This window comes from Ilumatobacter sp., assembly GCF_049588435.1.
Classification (GTDB): domain Bacteria; phylum Actinomycetota; class Acidimicrobiia; order Acidimicrobiales; family Ilumatobacteraceae; genus Ilumatobacter_A.
The window spans coordinates 1-19,302 of the sequence record NZ_JBAVYV010000322.1 but is presented as its reverse complement, the minus strand read 5'-3'; the positions used below and the strand labels follow the sequence as shown (position 1 = coordinate 19,302).

The following is a 19,302-nucleotide window of genomic DNA, read 5'->3' as shown; positions in this document are numbered from 1 at the left end:
CGCCTGATGGCGCTCGCGTTAGTCACGCTGATCGGCGGACTGATCGGACTGGTCGCCGCGGGCGCCGGCATCGTGCACGGGGCCGCAGCGATCGGGCTGCGTCTCGGCCTCCCGCCCCTCGTCGTCGGCCTGACGATCGTCGCGGCCGGAACGAGCGCTCCCGAACTCGCGGTCACGTGGCTGGCGGCCGCCGAGGGCGACCCGAGCCTCGCGCTGGGCAACGTGGTCGGATCCAACATCGCCAACATCCTCCTGGTGCTCGGCCTCGTGGCCGTGATCGGCATCATCCCGATCAGCCGGCGGGCCCGCCGGGTCGAATTCCCGGTGATGATCCTCGCCTCGATCATCACGGCCGGGCTCGCGCTCGACGGGAACATCTCACGCGTCGACGGTGTCATCCTCGTGATCGGCCTGGTCGCGTACGTCGGCTGGATGGTGTACGAAGCTCGTCGGCAGCCGGGCGCGGTCGTCGCGGCGAACGATGAGTCGGCAACCGTTGCGACGCCGGACACCGGCGCACCGCCGAACCGCCACACCCTCCTCGCGATCGGAATCTTCATGGTCTCCGCGGTCGGCGTAGCCATCAGCGCTCAGTTCGTCGTGTCGGGGGCGGAGGACATCGCACTCGAACTCGGCGTTCCCGACCTGGTGGTCGGGCTCACGGTGCTCGCGATCGGCACGTCCGCGCCCGAGGTGGTCACGTCGGTGATCGCTGCGATCCGAGGCGAACGAGAAGTCGCGATCGGCAATGTGATCGGGTCGAACGTCTTCAACCTGCTCTTCGTGCTGGGTCTGGTGAGCGCGACTCAGTCCGACCTTCCGGTCGCGGACGAACTGATCCGCTTCGACCTTCCGGTGATGATCGCGGTCGCCCTGTTGTGCATCCCCTTCGCGTTCACACGATCGGCGATCACACGATGGGAGGGGGTGACGTTCCTCGTCCTCTACGCGTCCTACCTGACCTACGTCGTCCTGGTGGGTGTGGAGAGTGCCGTCGCCAGCCCGTTCGGGATCACCGTGCTGGTGGTGGCGATCCCCACGACCATCGTCTTGACCGCCCGCGAGTGGGGACGCCCACGTGCGCGCGACTCCTGAACAGATTGCTTCGATTGGATACGATCGAGATGAGATGTTGTCGGATCCACAGCTCGATGTGCCGCCATGGACGTTCCTCACGAACCATGCGCACGTCCTGATCGCGATCAGCCGCGATCCGGAGTTGCGCCAACGCGACATCGCGTACGTCGTCGGCGTCACGCCCGGCGCGGTCGTCCGGATCCTGCACGACCTGGACGAGGGTGGCTACGTGACCACCGAACGGGTCGGCCGTCGGAACCGCTACCACGTCAACCGCGACGCGCCGCTGCGCCATCCACTCGAGGCGAGTCACTCCGTGGGCGATCTCCTCGACACCGTCGCCGACTGATCGTCACCCGCCTCCCCTCCCCACCCCATCCGGGTGGGAAGCGCCGCGTGAGTCGTTCGCGACGGTTCTGGGTACGTGCGGTGGGTGAGCATCAACAACGACCACACCATCGCCGTCATCGGAGCGGGCTCGGCGGGCGAGGCCCTCGTGCGAGAACTCGAACACAGCGAGGAGAGCATCGTGATGTTCGAACCCGAGTACGTGGGGGGTGAATGTCCGTTCCTTGCGTGCATGCCGAGCAAGTCGATGCTCCACGACCGGACGCGGCGATCGTGGAACGACGCGGTCGAGCGACGCGACGAGATCGTTGCTCACCTCGACGACTCAGCTCATGCCGACGCAGCCCGCGAACTCGGGGCGACGCTGGTCCGGTCGAGGGCACGCATCACCGATCACGGCGCGGTCGAGGCAGATGGAACCGTGTACGCCGTCGATCACATCGTGATCGCCACCGGAGCCGAGCCGGTCCACCCCGACATCGACGGACTCGACCCCGGACACGACCGTGTCTGGACGAGTCGCGACGTGCTCACCGCGGAGCACCGACCGGAGTCGGTCGTCATCGTCGGTGGCGGCGTCATCGGCAGCGAGCTCGCCTTCATGTTCGCCGGGTTCGACACCTCGGTCACGACGCTCGACACGGTCGATCGTCCTGCGAACGACCTCCACCCGAAGGTGAGCGGACTCATCGCGGCGACGCTCGATCGGGCGGGGGTCCGTTCCCTGTTCGGCGTCGAGATCGAACGCATCGAACTGACCGACACCGCGGCGACCGTGCACCTGCGCGATGGCTCGTCCCACACCGCCGACCGCGTCGTCATCGCCGTGGGACGCACTCCGCGCCGCTCGGGACTCGGCCTCGAGTCGCTCGGGCTGAACCCCGACGATCTCACCGTGTCCGAATCTGGTCGGGTGGACGGCGCCGACAGCGTCTGGGTCATCGGTGACGCAGCCGGCGAGGGCCAGTACACCCATGTCGCCAATCACCAGGCCGCCGTCGTCGCCGACCACCTCGCGGGTCAGGGGCGTCGAACGTTCGACGATGTCGTCATCCCGGCGTGCATGTTCATCGACCCGCCGCTGATGATCGTCGGGCCGACGTGGAACGATCTCCGCGACGACCCCGACGTCGTCTGGGCCAAGATCGATGTCGACCCGCCTCGGTCATCGACCGACGAGCACGGCCCGGGTTTCCTGGCAGTCGCGGCGCGTCGGTCGACGGGGTGCATCGTCGCCGCCCACGGCATCGGGCCCCGGTTCGACGAGCTCGCGTACGCCCTCGTCATCGCCATCGACGGTTCCGTCCCGGTCCGCCGACTCGTCCAGACGATCCAGCCGTTCCCCACCGTCGGTGAGGTCCTCGGTGAAGCCTTCGACGCCCTCGCCGAACGACTCGACTACCCGCCCGCGTCCTGATCGCGGCGGAGTTCGTCGACGCCGTCCTGAGGGACGTCGACGCGCAGGTGAACGGCACGGGCCGCCAGATGGGTCCCGACCGGGGAGGTGAGCAGCTGCAGGATCGCGACGAGGGTCAACGTGGCGATGGCGCTGAACGTCCTGATCTGCAATGCGGCGCCGATCGTGACCAGCACGAGCCCGAGCGTCGGGCTCTTCGCGGCGGCATGCATCCGCGAGTAGGGGTCGCGGAACTTGTGGACGCCGATCGCCGCGAGGAGGGCGAACAGCGCGCCGAGGACCATCGCCACGCCACCGGCGAAATCGAGCACACCGTCCACGTCAGCTCCCCCGCCGCTCGATGAAGCGGGCCAGGATCGCCGTCCCCACGAATCCGCCGAGCGCGACGATCAACACGGTGCTCTCGACCACGCCCCCGTCGGGCCGAGCGGAGGCGATCGTGACACCGATGACGATCGTCGAGACGAAACCGTCGACGGAGATCACGCGATCGGCGAGCGCGGGACCGCGCAGCATGCGCGCCACGAAGAGCATGGCCGCGAGGCAGGTGATCCCGAGTGCGATGTTGTTCATGGGTTGTCTCGTCGCAATCGTTCGGCGCGAGCGGCCGACTCCAGCAGGGTGGCGTGTTCCACGACGTCGGCGTGAGCGAGTTCATGGTCGCGTTCGGATCCGAATGCTCGCAGGGCCAGTTCCTCGAGTCGGAGCACCTGATGGCGGACCGCCTCGACGTCCTGGCCGTAGATGCAGTGCACGTACAGCGTGGCCCCGGCCGTCATCTCGTCGATGATCCCGTCGCCGTCGATGTCGAGTTCGTCGCGTTCGTGGGCCCACACATCGACCGTCATCGTCCCCGGGGTCAACGTGATCGAGTTCGCGACGAGGTTGATGACCGCTTCGGAACCGCCACGGATCGGCACCGCGATGATCGCGGTGTGGGTGCCGTCGCTCGGCGTGAGGATCTCGACGGCGAGCCGGATGTTCGACAACAGGAGTTGCCACAGCAGGCTGATCGCGTAGAACACGGCCCACCCCGGATGGAAGTGGGTCGGGCGCAGGGAGGCCTTCTCCAGCCGAGCGAACAGGACGACGGCGGTGGCGACGGCGATGCCGCCGAGCACGTTCGCCCAGCTCACCTCACCCCACAGGAAGACCCACAGGATCGTGAGCCAGAGCATGATCGCCGGGATCCGCAGAGCTTGCCGCATCAGTTCCCCCCTCCGAGGACGGCCTCGATGTAGGCAGCCGGATGCATCAGGTCGTGCCCGGCCCGCTCGGCGAGTTCGTAGATCGACCCGGCGAAGACGACATAGGCGATCGACAAGGCGACCGTCACCCCCGTCGCGAACACCATCAGCGAGGGTCCACCCCGGGTCCAGCCCTCGTCGCGCGGCGTCGCGGACTCGGCCTCACCCCAAAACACGCCCGCCCAGATCTTGGTCATCGAGAACAGCGTGAGCAGGCTGACGACGAGGGCGACCGTCACGATCGTCCACTCCCTCGATCCGACACCGGCGCCGATCAACGCGAACTTGCCCGCGAATCCCGACGACGGCGGCAACCCGGCGAGCGAGAGCGCGGGAACTGCGAACATGACGGCGATCACGGGCGCGCTGCGCACGACGCCGCCGACGCGAGAGATCCGGCTCGTCCCGAAGTGGCGATCGATCAACCCGGCGACGAGGAACAGGTTCGTCTTCACCAGGATCGTCTGCACGATGTAGAACACGACCGCGCTGATTCCGGCCACGGTGAACAGTCCGAGACCGAAGATCATGTACCCGATCTGACCGACGATGTGGAACGACAGGAGACGTTTGAGGTCGTCCTGAGCCAGCGCTCCGAGCACACCGACGACCATCGTCAGCCCACCGATGATCAGGAGCATCGTGCCCTGTTGGGATTCGGGTGGGAACATCAAGGTCTGGGTGCGGATGATCGCGTACACGCCGACCTTGGTCAGCAGACCGGCGAAGATCGCGGTGACCGGTCCGGGTGCCGTCGGGTAGCTGTCGGGCAGCCAGAAGAACAACGGGAACAGACCGGCCTTGATGCCGAACACGAGGATCAGGAGCAGCGAGAATCCGGTGCGGACGTTCGGGGACAGCTCGGGAATGCGTTCGGCGAGATCGGCCATGTTGACCGTGCCGGTCGACGCGTACAACAGCGCGAGGGCGGTGATGAACAACGCCGATGCGACGAGGCTGATCACGACGTAGGTCATGCCGCTGCGGACCTGGTCGGCCCGACCCCCGAGGGTGAGCAACACGTAGCTCGCCGCCAACATCATCTCGAACGCGACGAACAGGTTGAACATGTCGCCGGTGATGAAGCTCGCCGACACGCCGGCGGCGAGGACGAGGTAGATCGGTTCGAAGCCGACGTGGTGATCCTCGACGCCGTGCTGACCGATCGCGTAGATCAGCACGACCAGCAACATCAGCGACGACGTCACGAGCATGATCCCGGAGAGTCGGTCGACGACGTAGGTGATGCCGAGTGGAGCCGCCCACCCCCCGGCGTCCATCTTGACCACGTCGTGCCGGTCCGCCTGCACGAGCAACGCGATCGAGACGCCGACCGTCGACGCGAGCGCTGTCAGGGCCAGCACGCGCTGGACCAGGAGGAAACGTCCGAAGATGATCGTGAGCGCCGCCGCGAAGAGCGGGATGACGATCGGGAGCGGAACGAGAACGCTGTTCACTGTTCGTCGTCCCCCGCCGAGTCGGTCGCGTGCTCGCGCTCGGCAGCCTCGGCGTCCTCGACATCACCGTCGCGACGGAGTCGTGCGTTGATCAGGCGGTCCTCGACGTCGTCGGCGACGACGTCGTCGTGGGTCAGCTGCCAACTGCGATACGCCATCGCGAGGAGGAACGCCGTCACACCGAAGGTGATGACGATCGCCGTCAACGCCAGTGCCTGCGGCAATGGATCCGCGAAGTCCTCGGGGTCACCTTTGCCGATGACCGGCGGGATGCCGGCTCCGCCGCCGGATGTGATCAGCAGGATGTTGGTTCCGTGCCCGATCAACCCGATGCCGATGATGATCCGGGTCAGCCGTCGCTGGAGCAACAGCCAGGTCCCGAGACCGAACAGGACGGCCGCCGTCAGGGCGAGCAACACGCTCATGACCCGTCCTCCTCGTCCCGGAGCCAGATACTCGCGGGCAGGTGCTGGGTGAGCGGTCGGTATTCCTCGCCGATCGACGTCGCAGGTCTCGTCGGAGGCTCGATCATGTCCATCTCTTCGTCGCGATCGTCACCGAAGGCCTCGAAGATCATCAACACGAGCCCGACCACCACCAGGTACACGCCGATGTCGAACGCCAGCGCAGATGTGACCTTGACCTCGTGGAGCAGCGGCGGATGGAACGTGTACGCGCCGTGTTCGAGGATCGCTCCCCCCATCAGCATCGAGAAGATCGCGGTGCCGACCGAGGTCCCCAGTCCGACGCCGAGGATCGTCCACGGCTCGAGTCGGAACGAGCGACGAACCGCGTCGACGCCACCGGTCACGTAGCGCAGCGAGATCGCTGCCGACGCCGCGAGACCACCGACGAATCCGCCGCCCGGCTGGTTGTGCCCCGAGAACAGGAAGTACAGCGAGAGCACGATGATCGAGGGGTACAGCAGGCGCACCGACACGTCGAGGATCAGGGAGCGTTTCACAGCACCGGCTCCTCTGTGCGTTCGAGATCGGCCGGCTCGTCGTCGTACTGGCGGCTCCCGCGGGCCAACGCCACCGCACCGACGGCGGCAACGACGAGCACGGTGATCTCACCCATCGTGTCGACCCCGCGGAAGTCGACCAGGATGACGTTCACCACGTTCTTGCCATCGCCGTCGGGCTTCGAGCGTTCGATCATCTCGACCGACACCGAGTCCTCGACGACGTCGGTGCGCGCGTTCGTCGACACGATCGCGAACACGAAGATCGCGGCGCCCACGAGCACCGACACGAGCAACCGCACCGGTCGGATGACCGCAGGAGCGAGATCGACGAAGCGGGTGGGGAGGAAGCGCAGCACGAGGACGAACAGCACGGTTCCGAGCGTTTCGATCGCGAACTGGGTGAGGGCGAGGTCGGGTGCTCCCTGGGCCTCGTAGAGCGCGGCCATCGCGAAGCCGACCGCGCCGAGCATCACGATCGCGGCGATCCTGCGGTGGACGAGCGCGGCGCCGATCGCGGAGCCGATGATGATCGCGACGATCGGAATCTGGATCGGACTCTCCACCCACTGCGGCAGGTGGTCGAGTTCGGGGAGCATCGGGATGACCGGCACGATCACCGCGGTGGCGAGGATCACGAGGAGATAGACGGGCAGCGACCCGTTCTGCACGAATCCCGTGACACGGCGAGCGGTGCCGTCGATCCCACGGAGCAGTTCGCCGAACGTGTGGTCACTCGACGGGAGCCGTCGGAGCGGTTGCGAGAGCGCGGTCTGGGCATCGGCGACCGGCCGACGGAACACGGCGAGCAGGGTCCCGACCGAGATGATCAGGATCGACAGCATGACGGCGGTGTTGAATCCCGACCAGAGCTTGACCGGCGACGGCGTCGCGGCGGGATCGAGTGCGAGCAGCGCCGATTCGGTCAGGTTGCTGATCAACGCCGGGTAGATCCCGGCCACGACGGTGAACACCGTGAGCACGGCGGCCGGAATCACGAAGACGGCCGTCGGTGCCGGCGCCGTCCGGCTGCGGACCTCGATGTCGGCCTGCCCGTGGGCCCCGAACACGCCGAGCACGAAGCGTGCCGAGTAGGCGAACGTCAGGATCGAGCCGACCACGATGACGATCAACGTCACGTTCGCCCCCGCAAAATCGCCGTACTCGACGTACGTGTCGAGTGCCTTCTCCTTCGCGACGAAGCCGAGCAACGGGGGCAGCCCGGCCATCGATGCTGCACCGATCACCGCCATCACCTTCACCGGGAGCCAACCGGGGCCGAAGCCGTGGAGCTCGCGGATGTGCCGGGTGCCGACCTGGTGATCGATCACACCGACGAGCATGAACAGCGTCGCCTTGAACGCTCCGTGGGCGAGCAGCAGCACGATCCCGGCCTGCGCGATCTTGTACTCGCCCGGACCGAACAGCAGCATCATGAAACCGAGTTGGCTCACCGTGCCGTATGCCAGCAGCAGCTTCAGATCGCGCTGGCGCATCGCGCGCAGCCCGCCGATGATCATGGTCGCCGAACCGACGACCAACACGAGCAGGCGCCAGTGGCCGAGCGTCGCGACGATCGGCGACAACCGGGCCACGAGATACACCCCGGCCTTCACCATCGTCGCCGAGTGGAGATAGGCGCTGATCGGCGTGGGTGCGACCATCGCCCCGGGGAGCCAACTGCTGAACGGGGCCTGCGCCGACTTCGTGAACGCGGCGAGCAGGATGCACACGAGTGCTGCTGCCACGGCGGTGCCGGACGGCGGCGAGTCGATCATCTCCGAGAGTCGATACGTCCCGGCACTCTGACCGATGATGATCACACCGACCAGCAGGGCGAGGCCGCCCGCGCCGGTGATGAAGATCGCCTGCAACGCTGCAGCCCGGGCGCGGGGATTGCGGTCGTCGTTGCCGATGAGCAGGTAGCTGGTGATCGAGGTGAGCTCCCATGCGATGAACAGCGCGACGAGATGATCGGCCCAGACGATGCCCAACATCGCGGCGGCGAACAACGTCATCAGGCCGGCGAGGCGGCTCTGACCGGGGAGGATGTGGGAGAAGTACCCGATGGCATAGATGCACACGAGCAGCCCGATGCCCGACACGAGGAGGGTCATCACCAGGGCGAACGCGTCGAACCGCAGGACGAGGTCGAGGTCGAGGCTGCCGATCCAACCGACCGACTGGATCACCGGGGTCCCACCCACAGCGTGGCCTTCGGCGTCGACGGCGTTCGGGTCGCCGACCACGGAGGACCATTGCGCTGCAGCCCAGACCAGCGTGGCCAACGGGGCGAGTGCCGCCACGGCGAACGCGCGGCGGCCGAGCCGATCGCCGGTGAGCAGGATCGCCGTGCCGATCAACAGGTGGATGAGGAGCAGCGCGAACATGGGCGATGAAACGCACACGATACGGGTTCGATGCGGTTCGGACTGATTCCGGCGCGACCGACCGCAACGAATTTTGGTCGAAGCTACCGACCGGTAACTAGCGTGTGCGCATGAACGGAATCGACACCACCTCGACCCTCGACGCTGCCGGCGAGATCCGCACGGTCGGCGTCCTCGGCTCCGGAATCATGGGCGCCGGCCTCGTGGAGGTCGTCGCCCGATCGGGTCGCAGCGTGATCCTGCGTTCGCGCACGCAACAGACGGCCGACGCCGCCGTGGCCAAGCTGACCTCCGGCCTCGACCGCCAGGTCGACAAGGGGCGCCTCGAGGCCGCCGAGCGCGACGCGATCCTCGGGCGGATCACCGCGACCGACGACGTCGCCGCCCTCGCCGAATGCGACCTCGTCATCGAGTCGGTCGTCGAGGACCTCGCGGTGAAGAAGTCGCTGTTCGCCGAACTCGACGCCGTGGTCGCTCCGCACGCGATTCTGGCAACGAACACGTCGACGCTTCCGGTCGTCGAGATCGCAATGGCAACCGGCCGGCCGGACCGGGTGTGCGGCATCCACTTCTTCAACCCGGCCCCGATGATGAAGCTCGTCGAGATCGTCAAGCCGCTCACCGCGTCCGACGACACCATCTCGACCGCGCTCGCCTTCGCGACGTCGTGCGGCAAGGATGCCGTCGAAGTCGTCGACCGCGCCGGCTTCATCGTCAACGCACTGCTCTTCCCCTACCTCAACAACGCGATCAAGATGTGGGAGAACGGCACCGCCTCGATGTCCGACATCGACACCGCCATGCAGGGGGGATGCAACTTCCCGATGGGTCCGTTCGCGCTGCTCGACCTGGTCGGGCTCGACACCTCGCTCGCGATCCTCGAGGCGCTCCACGCCGAGTTCGGCGATGCCAACTTCATGGCGGCCACGTCGCTCAAGCGGATGGTCGCCGCCGGACACCTGGGCCGCAAGTCCGGTCGCGGGTTCCTCGCCTACTGACCGACGCTCGGCCGGACGGCCGAGAGGTACATTGCTCCGAGCCGCGACGATCGCGGTCCGAACCGATGGTTCGGGACCGAGACGAGGGGGCCCACATGGGCGAAGCACACGCGCAGAACCTGAGCGGTCAGGACACGATCGAACACTTCATCAGCGAGTACCCGAACCGGCAGCAGGTGACGATGATGACGGCCTGGCTCGCCGAGCACGCTCCGGCCTCGTTCTCGTTCACCGGGCTGGTCGACCCATCGGACTCGACGGTGATCACACCGCAGGCCACGGTCGACTACGGCTACAGCTGGTTCAGTCTCTCCGATGGCCCGGCGATCGTCCGGACCCCGTCGTACGCGCGTTTCTTCTCGGTGTCCGTCTTCGACATGAGGCACAACGTCCCCGCCGTGATCGCCAACCCGACTCGGCCGATCCTCCTGATCCGTCCGGGGCAGGAGGTTCCGGACGGCGACCACGAGATCGTCGAGCTCGAGACCGACCAGGGTCTGGTCCTCACACGGATGGTCGTCGTCGACAACATGGCCGAGGTTCGCCGGCTCAGCGCGTCGATCACCATGGACGGCGGGGACGGCGACATGCATCGCACGGTGCAACGGTTCTCCCCCGGTGTGGCCGAAGCGGCGTCGGCGGTCATCGCCTCCTCCGTCCCGCACCTGAACCCGGACATCGCTTTCGGGAGGAAGTCGGGCGACGTGGGAGATCTCACGCTCGCCGGAGCGGTCATGCTCGGCCAGCTGGGCACACCCGCCGACACGGTGCGCTACGGGCTGATCCTCGCCGACGAGAACGGACAGCCCTTCAACGGTGAGGACACCTACGTGGTGACGGTGCCGGCCGGGATCGTCCGCGACGGCGGATACTTCTCGGTGACGGTCTACGGGTCGGACAACAAGTTGCTGATCGAGAACGATCTCGGTGTGTACGACAGGACCTCGTACAGCGCCACCGCCGAAGCGGACGGTTCGTACACGATCACGCTCGGTCCCAGCGGTGACGGGACCAACGGGATCCCGACGGGGAAGCCGTTCTACGGCATCCTGCGCGCGTACCTCCCGGTCCCCGGCGCCGACCTCACAGCCGCCGTTCACACCGTCTGAATCCACCACGCGGTGCTGGTCCCTGATCCGGGCTGGCAGGATGACGCTGTGAGCCATCAGGACGTGGACGGGGGTGGCTCGACGCGACGCTCCACGCCCGTGGTGCCTCCACCCACCCGATTCACCATGCCCGATCCGTCGGACGCCGAAGCCGGTGACGAGCTCATCGCGATCGGTGCCGACCTCGAGCCGGGCACCCTGCTCACCGCCTATCGGGCCGGTCTGTTCCCGATGCCGATGGACCCGCGGCGACGTCGCAGCAAGATCGCCTGGTACTCACCGGACCCACGGGGCATTCTTCCGCTCGACGGCCTTCACGTGAGTCGGTCACTGCAGCGCAGCCGACGCAAGTTCGAGACCCGGATCGATTCCGACTTCGAAGCGGTGATGCGCGCCTGCGGCGACCCGAACCGAGAAGGTCGGTGGATCACCGAGGACTTCGTGCAGGCCTACGTTCGACTGTACGAACTCGGCTGGGCACATTCGTGCGAGGTGTATGCCGACGGGACACTCGTCGGCGGCCTCTACGGCGTGCGGATCGGCGCGCTCTTCGCCGGCGAGGCGATGTTCCACCGCGCGACCGATGCATCCAAGGTCGCGCTCGTCGCAGCGGTCGACTGGCTCCGCTCTACCGGCGCCAGCCTGTTCGACGTCCAGTGGGAGACGCCGCACCTCGCTTCACTGGGCGTCGTCGAGGTGCCGCGGTCCGAGTACCTGCGACTCCTCGCAGCGGCCACCGACGGGTGCGCGATCGAACCCGGTCCGATCGCCTGACGAACGTGAACAACGACCGTCGTTCCGGGCGGCTCCGCGTTTGGTGATCGACTCCCCGCGGGCGAGACTTTCCCGATGACCGACAAGGTGACCGAGTGCTCGACGACGCGCGACCGCGACCGGCCATGGATGATGCGGACGTACTCGGGGCACTCGACCGCTGCGGCATCGAACGAGCTGTACCGAACCAACCTCGCCAAGGGACAGACCGGGCTGTCGATCGCGTTCGACCTCCCGACGCAGACCGGTTACGACTCCGACGACCCGATGTCGAAGGGCGAGGTCGGCAAGGTCGGCGTTCCGGTCGGGCATCTCGGCCACATGCGCACGCTGCTCGATCAGATTCCTCCCGGGCAGATGAACACATCGATGACGATCAACGCGCCGGCGGCGTGGCTCCTCGCGCTGTACGTCGCCAACGCCGAGGAGCAGGGAACGCCCACGACCGAACTGCGCGGCACGACTCAGAACGACATCGTCAAGGAGTACCTGTCGCGCGGGACGTACATCTTCCCGCCCACCGAGTCCCGCCGGCTGATCGTCGACATGGTCGCCTGGTGCGCCGAGAACGCCCAGAAGTGGAACCCGATGAACGTCTGCTCGTACCACCTCCAAGAGGTCGGCGCGACACCGGTGCAGGAGATCGCCTACTCCTTCGCCACCGCGATCGGAGTGCTCGATGCCGTGCGCGATTCGGGCCAGGTGACCGACGAGAAGTTCTCGCAGGTGTTCGGTTCGATCTCGTTCTTCGTGAACGCCGGGATCCGCTTCGTCGAGGAGGTCTGCAAGCTCCGTGCGATGACCGAGATGTGGGCCGGGATCGGCCGCGAGCGCTACGGCGTCACCGACGAGAAGGCGCTGCGTTTCCGGTACGGCGTGCAGGTGAACTCGCTCGGACTCACCGAGGCGCAGCCCGAGAACAACGTGCAGCGGATCGTGCTCGAGATGCTCGCAGTCACCCTGTCGAAGGACGCACGGGCTCGGTCCGTTCAGCTGCCGGCGTGGAACGAAGCGCTCGGTCTGCCGCGGCCATGGGATCAGCAGTGGTCGCTGCGGATGCAGCAGGTCCTCGCGTTCGAGACCGACCTGCTCGAGTACGGCGACCTCTTCGAGGGGTCCGTCGTGATCGAGGGGCGGACCGCCGAACTCCGTGCCGATGCCCTCGACGAACTCGATGACGTGCTGTCGATGGGCGGTGCCTTCGAGGCGGTCGAGACCCTCAAGGCGCGGCTCGTCTCGTCGATGGCCGCGCGGACACGCAGGATCGAATCGGGTGAGCAGAAGGTGATCGGCGTGAACGACTTCGTCGAGACGACCGACTCACCGCTCGACGGCGAGAACAACATCATGAAGGTCGACCACACCGTCGAGCAGCAGGCGATCGACGAGCTCGCCCTGTGGCGCGCCGAACGGGACCAGGCGGCGGTCGACGATGCGATCGACGAATTGCGGCGGGTCGCCACCGATGGCGACAACGTCATGCCCGCATCGATCGCACTCGCCAAGGCCGGCGGGACGACCGGAGAGTGGGGGACGGTGATGCGCGAGGTGTTTGGCGAGTACCGCGCGCCCACCGGTGTTGGTGGAGCGACGGCGTCGGCGTCGGGTCTGGCCGGCGTGGCCGAGTACGTCAAGTCGATCGCGGGTGGGCCGCCGAAGTTGCTCGTCGCCAAGCCCGGCCTCGACGGTCACTCGTCTGGCGCCGAACAGATCGCGGTCGCCGCGCGGGACTCCGGCATGGAGGTCGTGTACTCGGGAATCCGATTGACGCCCGAGCAGATCGCGGCCTCGGCTCGCGATGAGGACCCGGACGTGATCGGGCTGTCGATCCTGTCGGGCTCGCATCTCGAACTCGTGCCCGACGTGTTGGCGCACCTCGAAACCATGGGGGTCGACATCCCTGTGGTCGTCGGCGGGATCATCCCCGAGGACGACCGGCCGCGGCTCGCGTCGATCGGCGTCGCTCGGGTCTACACGCCGAAGGACTTCGAGATCGCCAAGATCATGCGCGACATCGCCGACCTCGCCGTCTCCCACCGCGTTACGTAACGGGTCTGACCCGTTACGTAACGGGGACGGGGGTGTTGGCCTCGATGAAGCGGTCGAGGACGGGGCCGGATTCGAAGCTCGTGATCAACGCGTAGCGCGGCGCATCGCCGTTGTGGACGACGACGTGCCACAGGCGCTGCGTGTCGACGACGAACCGGGCACCCTTGTGGAGCGGGACGCGGATCTCGGTATCGGGGTCCGGAAGTCCGTTCTCGTCGTTGTCCATCAGGATCATGTAGCTGTCCGGGTTGTCGGTCAACTCCACCCACGACCGCACGACCCAACCCTCGTCATCGGGGTTGAAGCGGTTGTTGTCGTCGCGGTGCAGGCTCCGGATCGCAGCCTCGCGGTCCTGGGGCTCGAGCTTGATCGTGCGCACCCGCCCGAAGTTGGCACCCACTCCGTCGACGTAGTCGCGGATCGACGGTGCCACGTCGGCGTTCGATGTCCACTCGGCGTCCTTGTCGGTCTTGCCCTTGTCCCAGAACCCGCGACAGTCGAGCTCACCGTCGGCGGTGGCGATCGGGGCGAAATTCGTGTCGCCGCCGGACTTCCAGTCCATGTACTCGAGTGCCAAGTACTCCGACTCGGGCACCTCGAACGGCGCTTCGGAGAGCACGACCACTCCGGTCTCGGCGAGCACGTCGAGGCGTGGGTGAGGTGTCTCGAGCGGAATTGCGACGCTCCAGTGGTCAGCGTTCGGCCAGAAACTCATGTGGTCGAGTCTATGAACGACACCGAACTGCAACAGAGCATTCGGTCACATCGTGTCGAGCACCGGCCCGACGTCGATCAACCCTGGACGTTCGCCGGGATCTCGAGGACCTGTCCGGCCTGGATGGCGTCGGGGCTCTCGAGGGCGTTGAGTTCGACGATCGCCTCGACGGTGACCCCTCGCTGGGAAGCGATCACCGCGAGGATGTCGCCACTCTGCACGGTGTAGAAGCGCTCCTGCGGGATGGTGGTCGTCGTGGTCGTCGTAGTCGTCGTGGTCTCGAGCGGCGGCAGTGTCATCCGCGACGCCTCGTCGGTCGTCCCGCAACCGGCGACCAGCCCGAGGGCCGCGACCGGCACGATCGCACTCGTGATCGCGATGCGCCGCACGGCACGTCCGAGGTGTGTCGGCCCACGCTGCTCCATACACCGGCCATGATATGCCGCTGATTCGGCGTCGCGATGTCGTCCGAATCCATCACGGGTCCGACCGGTCTCGGACCCTGGTCGCCGCCTCCGCTACCGTCGCCACGATGGCGACCGCTCCCGATGAGCCCGGACTCGACGAACACGGCGAGTCGCCGTTTCCCGGGGCACGACGACCCGACCGGAGCTACGACCTTCCCGCTCACGGAGTCCGGATCGCGGTGCACGAGTGGGGCGATGCCGACGCACCACCGCTGATGATGATGCACGGCGGATTCGACTTCGCACGAACCTTCGACGGGTTCGCCCCCCGACTCGCCGCCGGCGGCTGGCGAGTCGTCGCGTGGGACCAGCGTGGGCACGGAAACAGCGAACACGCTGCGCTCTATTCGTGGGACGGCGACATGCGCGACACGCTCGCCGTGTTCGACCATGTCTCCAGTGGACGCCCGATCCCGGTGGTCGGTCACTCGAAGGGCGGGGCATTGATGACTCAGCTCGCGGACGCTCAGCCACATCGGTTCCGCTGTCTGGTCAACATGGACGGCATCCCGTACAAGCGCAACATCCCGGACCTCGCCGAGCACGAGCGCACCACGATGCTCGCCAAGGACCTGGCGGGATGGCTCGATCACCGTCGCCGTACCGCCACGGCCAGTCGCAAGCCGGGAACACTCGACGGGCTCGCACGACGGCGTGGACGGATGAACCCACGCCTTTCCCACGAGTGGCTGCGGCGACTCGTCACGACCGGCGGATTCGAGTCCGACGACGGCTGGCGCTGGAAGATCGATCCGGCACTTCGGTTCGGCGGTTTCGGCCCGTGGCGACCGGAGTGGACCCTGATGCGCCTGCCCGGCCTCCCGATGCCGTTCCTCGGGATCCTCGGTGGCCAGATGGAGGAGATGGGCTGGGGCACGCCACCGCACAAGGTCGCCCCGTACATGCCGATGGACGGACGGTGCCAGGTGCTCGACGACGTCGGCCACTTCGTCCACATCGAACAACCGGACCTCGTCGGCTCGCTCGTCCTCGACTTCATCGGAGACCCGTCATGAGCACCTGGATCGCACTGCGCCACAACAAGATCGACCTCGCGCTCCATCTGCTGCGCGCCGAGTCGCCCGACACCGACGATCCCGGACGTCCGTTGCTCCTGCTGCACGGCCTCGGCGATCGGTCCCCCGACGTCGCCCCGACCTGGGTCGAGAGCTGGAACGGGCCGATCGCTGCACTCGACTTCACCGGTCACGGGGAGTCGACCGTGCCCGCGAGTGGCGGGTACTCGCCCGAGACACTGATGGCCGACGTCGATCACGCGCTCGCTCACCTCACCGACGACGATCCGGATCGCTCGATCACCGTGCTGGGACGTGGACTCGGCGCGTACATCGCACTTCAGATCGCGGGCGCACGAGCTGGACAGGTCCACGGGGCGATCCTCACCGACGGACCCGGCCTGGCGGGCGGGCCGACCGGTCCGAGTTCGCAGAGCTTCTTCGCGCTCGAGAGCGACGGCTCGGCCCCGGATCCGTACGGACTCGTCGAACTGGGCCGCGACCTGCGACCTGCCGACTATGCGATGTCGTTCGTCTCGCTGGCGACCGCGGGGTCCCCGGCACGCAATCCGATCACCGTGGCGAGCAGCTTCCGACCGAAGTGGTTGGCCGCGGTGGCCGATGCTCCGGGCGTGGTCGAGTCGTCGATCGCCGAGGCGCTCGACGGCTACTCGAGGTAGATCTCAGGCTCGCGTCCGTCCGCGGAGGTACTCCCGAGCCGCGGCACGAGCCTCGGGGTCCCTCATCGCCGCACCCAACTGGTCTGCGTCGGCCCACGCTCCCGTCGTCGGTGCGACGTTCTCGAGCGCGGTGTTCACCTGACGCTTGGTCGCGCGCACGACCGACGGTGCCTTGCGGGACAGACTCTCCGCCAACTCGTCGACGGCCTCGTCGAGCTCCGCTCGCGGCACGACTCGATTGACGAATCCGAGCGACCGCGCCTCCTCCGCGTCGAACGGGCGGCACGTGAGCACCAACTCCCGCACGATCGCAGGAGGAATCTCGCGGACGAGGCGAGGAATTCCGCCCCACGCCAAGGGAATGCCGAGGTCGACCTCGGGAATCGCGAAGACGGTGTCATCCGCCGCGATGCGCAGATCGCAGACACCCGCCAGGACGAGGCCGCCGCCGATGCAGGGACCTTTGATCGCGGCGATCGTCAGCGCGCGCATCTGCTCCATCGCCTCCGCCATCAGCCGGCCGAGATCGGCCTGTGCCCGATCGTCCAGGTCGGGCGACGCGGCCGGATCCGCGAACTCGCGCAGGTCGAATCCGGAGGAGAACGCCCTGCCGGCACCGGTGACGATCACGATGCTCGCCTCCGTCGAGTCAAACCAGCGCGCTGCGTCGGCGATCTCAGCGAGCGGCCGGGTCCCCAGCGGGTTGAGTTTGTCGGGTTGGTTCAGCGTGAGTCGGCCGATGCGGCCATCGACGGTGGCGTGCAGAGTTTCGAACTGCGGTGGTTCCTGCATCGCAGCATCGTGGCACTTCGGCCTCGGCTCGTCGGCGTCGGGGCTGTCGCGGTCTATCGTTCGTGGCGTGACAGTGTCGTGGATCGTGCTCGCCATGGTGGCGTTCGTGGCGATGGAACCGATCACCGCGGCCACCCACCGGTGGGTGATGCACGGCCTCGGCGAGTTCGTGCACCGCAGCCACCACCGCTCTCGGGACACGCGGTGGGAAACGAACGACTGGTATCCGGTGATGTTCGCGGCGGTCGTCAACGTCGGGCTGTTCGCCGGATTCAACTGGGACGGTTTCCGGCCGCTCATTCCGGTGGCCGTCGGCGTCACCGCCTACGGGGTTGCGTACGCGCTCGTCCACGACGTGTACATCCACGGTCGGCTCGGCTGGTTCTCCGGGCGACGGATCGCCGCCCTCGACCGGCTCGCGGACGCCCACCGGATCCACCACCTCTACAGCGCCGCTCCCTACGGAATGTTGCTCCCGGTCGTGCCGGCCGAACTCCGCATCCGCGCCGCCCGGACGACCCGCAACCCGCTCGTCAACGCCTGAGAATGCGCGTCGGTGCCAGGCACGAACGCGCATTTTCGGTCAGAAGACGAAGAGGCCGGCGGTGCCGGGGCCGGTGTGGGCGCCGATGCTCGGACCGATGCGGTACTGGATGATCTCGGAGATCGACGGTTGGGCGGCGAGCGTATCGGTCAACGCCGCCGACAGTGATCGACTCGAATCGTCCGACGTGCCGATCGCGATCCGCCGACACTCGCCCGCATGGAGCTTCCACGCCAGCGCGTCCTCGACCATGGTCTTCACCGCGGCATCGACATCGATGACGGTGTCCAACACCTCGACGTCCGAGCCGCTCATCGCCAGGACCGGAATTCCCTCGATCGACCGATCCTGGACGTCGAGACCGCCGGCCCGGCCGGATCGGTCGATGAGCCCGGGCACGCCGACCACGAACGACGTGCGCAGTCGGGCCGCACGATGCTCGGCCACGAGAGCCGCAGTCTCCCGATCCGCACCTGCCGCGATCGCGTCCGCCGCCGCCCACGCACAGCAGGTGATCCCGAAACTCGCCGTTCCGGTGTCGACGAGCCGGATGGGGACGTCGACCGCGTCACACGCGAGGCGCGCCGAGTTGAGCGTGCCGCTCATCGCCTCCGCGATGTGCACCGACAGGATCTCGCTCACCCCTCGATCGATCAACCGCTGGTAGGCATCGACGAACGCCCCCGGCGAGGGCTGACTCGTATCGACGTCGGGGGTGAGACCGTCCGCCCAGGCCGTATAGAAGTCATCGGCATCGAGGTCGATACCTTCGCGGTACTCGATGCCGTCGATACTCACGGTGAGCGGGACGACCTCGACGCCGAGCCGCACGGCAAGACCGGGCGGCATCTGACTGTTCGAGTCGGTGACGAGACCGATCATGAGGAAGCTCCGGTCAGCGCATCGTCGGCGCAATCCCGTCGGGAACGATCCGCGGCAACGAAGCGTTCGACGATCATCGCGCTCGACAGCAGCGCGCCCACGGGCAGCATGATCGACGGCTTCGGCCCCCACAGATTGCGCCACCCCTTCGCCCACCAGAGCACCGCACCGGCCACCCACCCGAAACTGGAGACGAGCGTCGCCGCGTAGGCGCGGCGCTTCCACGCCGGAACCGAGGCGGTCGCAGCGGCGACTCCGACATCGATGAGGAAGTAGCCGGGAAACGTCGCGAGACACTGTCCGACACTCGCGGCGACACCCTTGCCGCCCCGGAACCCGTTGTGCCAGGGGTAGCAGTGCCCGGCCACCGCTGCCG

22 protein-coding genes are annotated in these 19,302 nt (G+C 67.2%); 10 read left to right on the top strand and 12 right to left on the bottom strand.

From position 1 onward, the window contains the following. From WBV89_RS12475 to WBV89_RS12465, 3 genes are all read left to right on the top strand, one after another. Positions 1-1,095: calcium/sodium antiporter (locus tag WBV89_RS12475; RefSeq protein ID WP_423981677.1), on the top strand; the 1,095-nt coding region annotated here is incomplete at its 5' end. Positions 1,096-1,129: 34 nt separating this feature from the next. Then, on the top strand, positions 1,130-1,426 hold the full coding sequence (locus tag WBV89_RS12470) for a helix-turn-helix transcriptional regulator (RefSeq protein WP_423981676.1): 297 nt from the start codon (positions 1,130-1,132) through the stop codon (positions 1,424-1,426). Positions 1,427-1,510: 84 nt separating this feature from the next. After that, complete coding sequence (locus tag WBV89_RS12465; protein ID WP_423981675.1) at positions 1,511-2,842, top strand: FAD-dependent oxidoreductase; 1,332 nt, start codon at positions 1,511-1,513, stop codon at positions 2,840-2,842. Here the strand turns inward: WBV89_RS12465 and mnhG are convergent. The 7 genes from mnhG to mbhE are packed head-to-tail and all read right to left on the bottom strand — an operon-like array spanning position 2,824 to position 8,900. Next, a complete protein-coding gene (mnhG, locus tag WBV89_RS12460; RefSeq protein ID WP_423981674.1) occupies positions 2,824-3,162 on the bottom strand; it encodes a monovalent cation/H(+) antiporter subunit G in 339 nt (112 codons plus the stop codon). The genes WBV89_RS12465 and mnhG overlap by 19 nt on opposite strands. Before the next feature lies 1 nt (position 3,163). Continuing rightward, complete coding sequence (locus WBV89_RS12455) at positions 3,164-3,415, bottom strand: monovalent cation/H+ antiporter complex subunit F (protein WP_423981673.1); 252 nt, start codon at positions 3,413-3,415, stop codon at positions 3,164-3,166. Beyond that, positions 3,412-4,050: a Na+/H+ antiporter subunit E gene (locus WBV89_RS12450; protein WP_423981672.1), complete on the bottom strand. Its 639-nt coding sequence runs from the start codon at positions 4,048-4,050 to the stop codon at positions 3,412-3,414. The genes WBV89_RS12455 and WBV89_RS12450 overlap by 4 nt, the downstream gene beginning before the upstream one ends. Beyond that, the gene (locus WBV89_RS12445; protein WP_423981671.1) at positions 4,050-5,546 is read right to left on the bottom strand and encodes a Na+/H+ antiporter subunit D; all 1,497 of its coding nucleotides are present in this window, start codon (positions 5,544-5,546) and stop codon (positions 4,050-4,052) included. Before WBV89_RS12445 ends, WBV89_RS12450 begins: the two co-directional genes overlap by 1 nt. Continuing rightward, complete coding sequence (locus WBV89_RS12440; protein WP_423981670.1) at positions 5,543-5,971, bottom strand: Na(+)/H(+) antiporter subunit C; 429 nt, start codon at positions 5,969-5,971, stop codon at positions 5,543-5,545. Before WBV89_RS12440 ends, WBV89_RS12445 begins: the two co-directional genes overlap by 4 nt. Next, positions 5,968-6,510: an MnhB domain-containing protein gene (locus WBV89_RS12435; protein ID WP_423981669.1), complete on the bottom strand. Its 543-nt coding sequence runs from the start codon at positions 6,508-6,510 to the stop codon at positions 5,968-5,970. Before WBV89_RS12435 ends, WBV89_RS12440 begins: the two co-directional genes overlap by 4 nt. Next, a complete protein-coding gene (mbhE, locus tag WBV89_RS12430) occupies positions 6,507-8,900 on the bottom strand; it encodes a hydrogen gas-evolving membrane-bound hydrogenase subunit E (protein WP_423981668.1) in 2,394 nt (797 codons plus the stop codon). Before mbhE ends, WBV89_RS12435 begins: the two co-directional genes overlap by 4 nt. A gap of 110 nt (positions 8,901-9,010) precedes the next feature. Between mbhE and WBV89_RS12425 the strand changes: the two genes are divergently transcribed. From WBV89_RS12425 to WBV89_RS12410, 4 genes are all read left to right on the top strand, one after another. Then, positions 9,011-9,898, top strand: coding sequence for a 3-hydroxyacyl-CoA dehydrogenase family protein (locus tag WBV89_RS12425; protein ID WP_423981667.1), 888 nt, complete (start codon positions 9,011-9,013; stop codon positions 9,896-9,898). A 95-nt stretch (positions 9,899-9,993) separates the two neighbouring features. Next, positions 9,994-11,007: a DUF1214 domain-containing protein gene (locus tag WBV89_RS12420; protein WP_423981666.1), complete on the top strand. Its 1,014-nt coding sequence runs from the start codon at positions 9,994-9,996 to the stop codon at positions 11,005-11,007. A gap of 126 nt (positions 11,008-11,133) precedes the next feature. Next, on the top strand, positions 11,134-11,781 hold the full coding sequence (gene aat / locus WBV89_RS12415; protein ID WP_423981665.1) for a leucyl/phenylalanyl-tRNA--protein transferase: 648 nt from the start codon (positions 11,134-11,136) through the stop codon (positions 11,779-11,781). Between the two features lie 75 nt (positions 11,782-11,856). Further along, the gene (locus tag WBV89_RS12410; protein ID WP_423981664.1) at positions 11,857-13,830 is read left to right on the top strand and encodes a protein meaA; all 1,974 of its coding nucleotides are present in this window, start codon (positions 11,857-11,859) and stop codon (positions 13,828-13,830) included. A 13-nt stretch (positions 13,831-13,843) separates the two neighbouring features. On the opposite strand, the gene WBV89_RS12405 is transcribed toward WBV89_RS12410, so the two are convergent. Further along, positions 13,844-14,545, bottom strand: a complete 702-nt coding sequence (locus WBV89_RS12405) for a hypothetical protein (protein WP_423981663.1) — start codon at positions 14,543-14,545, stop codon at positions 13,844-13,846. 77 nt (positions 14,546-14,622) lie between these two features. After that, positions 14,623-14,970 carry a LysM peptidoglycan-binding domain-containing protein gene (locus tag WBV89_RS12400; RefSeq protein WP_423981662.1) on the bottom strand — a complete coding sequence of 116 codons (348 nt, stop codon included), beginning with the start codon at positions 14,968-14,970 and terminating at the stop codon, positions 14,623-14,625. A gap of 107 nt (positions 14,971-15,077) precedes the next feature. Here WBV89_RS12400 and WBV89_RS12395 point away from each other — a divergent pair, with 107 nt between their 5' ends. Continuing rightward, positions 15,078-16,028 carry an alpha/beta fold hydrolase gene (locus WBV89_RS12395; protein WP_423981661.1) on the top strand — a complete coding sequence of 317 codons (951 nt, stop codon included), beginning with the start codon at positions 15,078-15,080 and terminating at the stop codon, positions 16,026-16,028. Then, positions 16,025-16,708, top strand: coding sequence for an alpha/beta hydrolase (locus WBV89_RS12390; RefSeq protein ID WP_423981660.1), 684 nt, complete (start codon positions 16,025-16,027; stop codon positions 16,706-16,708). Before WBV89_RS12395 ends, WBV89_RS12390 begins: the two co-directional genes overlap by 4 nt. Positions 16,709-16,711: 3 nt before the next feature. On the opposite strand, the gene WBV89_RS12385 is transcribed toward WBV89_RS12390, so the two are convergent. Continuing rightward, positions 16,712-17,500: an enoyl-CoA hydratase/isomerase family protein gene (locus tag WBV89_RS12385; RefSeq protein WP_423981659.1), complete on the bottom strand. Its 789-nt coding sequence runs from the start codon at positions 17,498-17,500 to the stop codon at positions 16,712-16,714. Between the two features lie 67 nt (positions 17,501-17,567). On the opposite strand from WBV89_RS12385, the gene WBV89_RS12380 reads away from it, so the two are divergent. Next, complete coding sequence (locus tag WBV89_RS12380; protein WP_423981658.1) at positions 17,568-18,044, top strand: beta-carotene hydroxylase; 477 nt, start codon at positions 17,568-17,570, stop codon at positions 18,042-18,044. 39 nt (positions 18,045-18,083) lie between these two features. Here the strand turns inward: WBV89_RS12380 and WBV89_RS12375 are convergent, their stop codons facing one another. Then, positions 18,084-18,926: a DegV family protein gene (locus tag WBV89_RS12375; RefSeq protein WP_423981657.1), complete on the bottom strand. Its 843-nt coding sequence runs from the start codon at positions 18,924-18,926 to the stop codon at positions 18,084-18,086. Then, positions 18,923-19,302: glycerol-3-phosphate acyltransferase (locus WBV89_RS12370; RefSeq protein ID WP_423981656.1), on the bottom strand; the 380-nt coding region annotated here is incomplete at its 5' end. The genes WBV89_RS12370 and WBV89_RS12375, both read right to left, overlap by 4 nt.

What these genes read in the sequence shown, in the direction of transcription:
- WBV89_RS12470 (WP_423981676.1), top strand. Translation starts at nt 1,130, where the DNA reads ATGTTGTCGGATCCACAGCTCGATGTGCCGCCATGGACGTTCCTCACG.
- WBV89_RS12455 (WP_423981673.1), bottom strand. Translation starts at nt 3,415, where the DNA reads ATGAACAACATCGCACTCGGGATCACCTGCCTCGCGGCCATGCTCTTC.
- WBV89_RS12450 (WP_423981672.1), bottom strand. Translation starts at nt 4,050, where the DNA reads ATGCGGCAAGCTCTGCGGATCCCGGCGATCATGCTCTGGCTCACGATC.
- WBV89_RS12440 (WP_423981670.1), bottom strand. Translation starts at nt 5,971, where the DNA reads ATGAGCGTGTTGCTCGCCCTGACGGCGGCCGTCCTGTTCGGTCTCGGG.
- mbhE (WP_423981668.1), bottom strand. Translation starts at nt 8,900, where the DNA reads ATGTTCGCGCTGCTCCTCATCCACCTGTTGATCGGCACGGCGATCCTG.
- WBV89_RS12425 (WP_423981667.1), top strand. Translation starts at nt 9,011, where the DNA reads ATGAACGGAATCGACACCACCTCGACCCTCGACGCTGCCGGCGAGATC.
- WBV89_RS12420 (WP_423981666.1), top strand. Translation starts at nt 9,994, where the DNA reads ATGGGCGAAGCACACGCGCAGAACCTGAGCGGTCAGGACACGATCGAA.
- aat (WP_423981665.1), top strand. Translation starts at nt 11,134, where the DNA reads ATGCCCGATCCGTCGGACGCCGAAGCCGGTGACGAGCTCATCGCGATC.
- WBV89_RS12410 (WP_423981664.1), top strand. Translation starts at nt 11,857, where the DNA reads ATGACCGACAAGGTGACCGAGTGCTCGACGACGCGCGACCGCGACCGG.
- WBV89_RS12405 (WP_423981663.1), bottom strand. Translation starts at nt 14,545, where the DNA reads ATGAGTTTCTGGCCGAACGCTGACCACTGGAGCGTCGCAATTCCGCTC.
- WBV89_RS12400 (WP_423981662.1), bottom strand. Translation starts at nt 14,970, where the DNA reads ATGGAGCAGCGTGGGCCGACACACCTCGGACGTGCCGTGCGGCGCATC.
- WBV89_RS12395 (WP_423981661.1), top strand. Translation starts at nt 15,078, where the DNA reads ATGGCGACCGCTCCCGATGAGCCCGGACTCGACGAACACGGCGAGTCG.
- WBV89_RS12390 (WP_423981660.1), top strand. Translation starts at nt 16,025, where the DNA reads ATGAGCACCTGGATCGCACTGCGCCACAACAAGATCGACCTCGCGCTC.
- WBV89_RS12385 (WP_423981659.1), bottom strand. Translation starts at nt 17,500, where the DNA reads ATGCAGGAACCACCGCAGTTCGAAACTCTGCACGCCACCGTCGATGGC.
- WBV89_RS12375 (WP_423981657.1), bottom strand. Translation starts at nt 18,926, where the DNA reads ATGATCGGTCTCGTCACCGACTCGAACAGTCAGATGCCGCCCGGTCTT.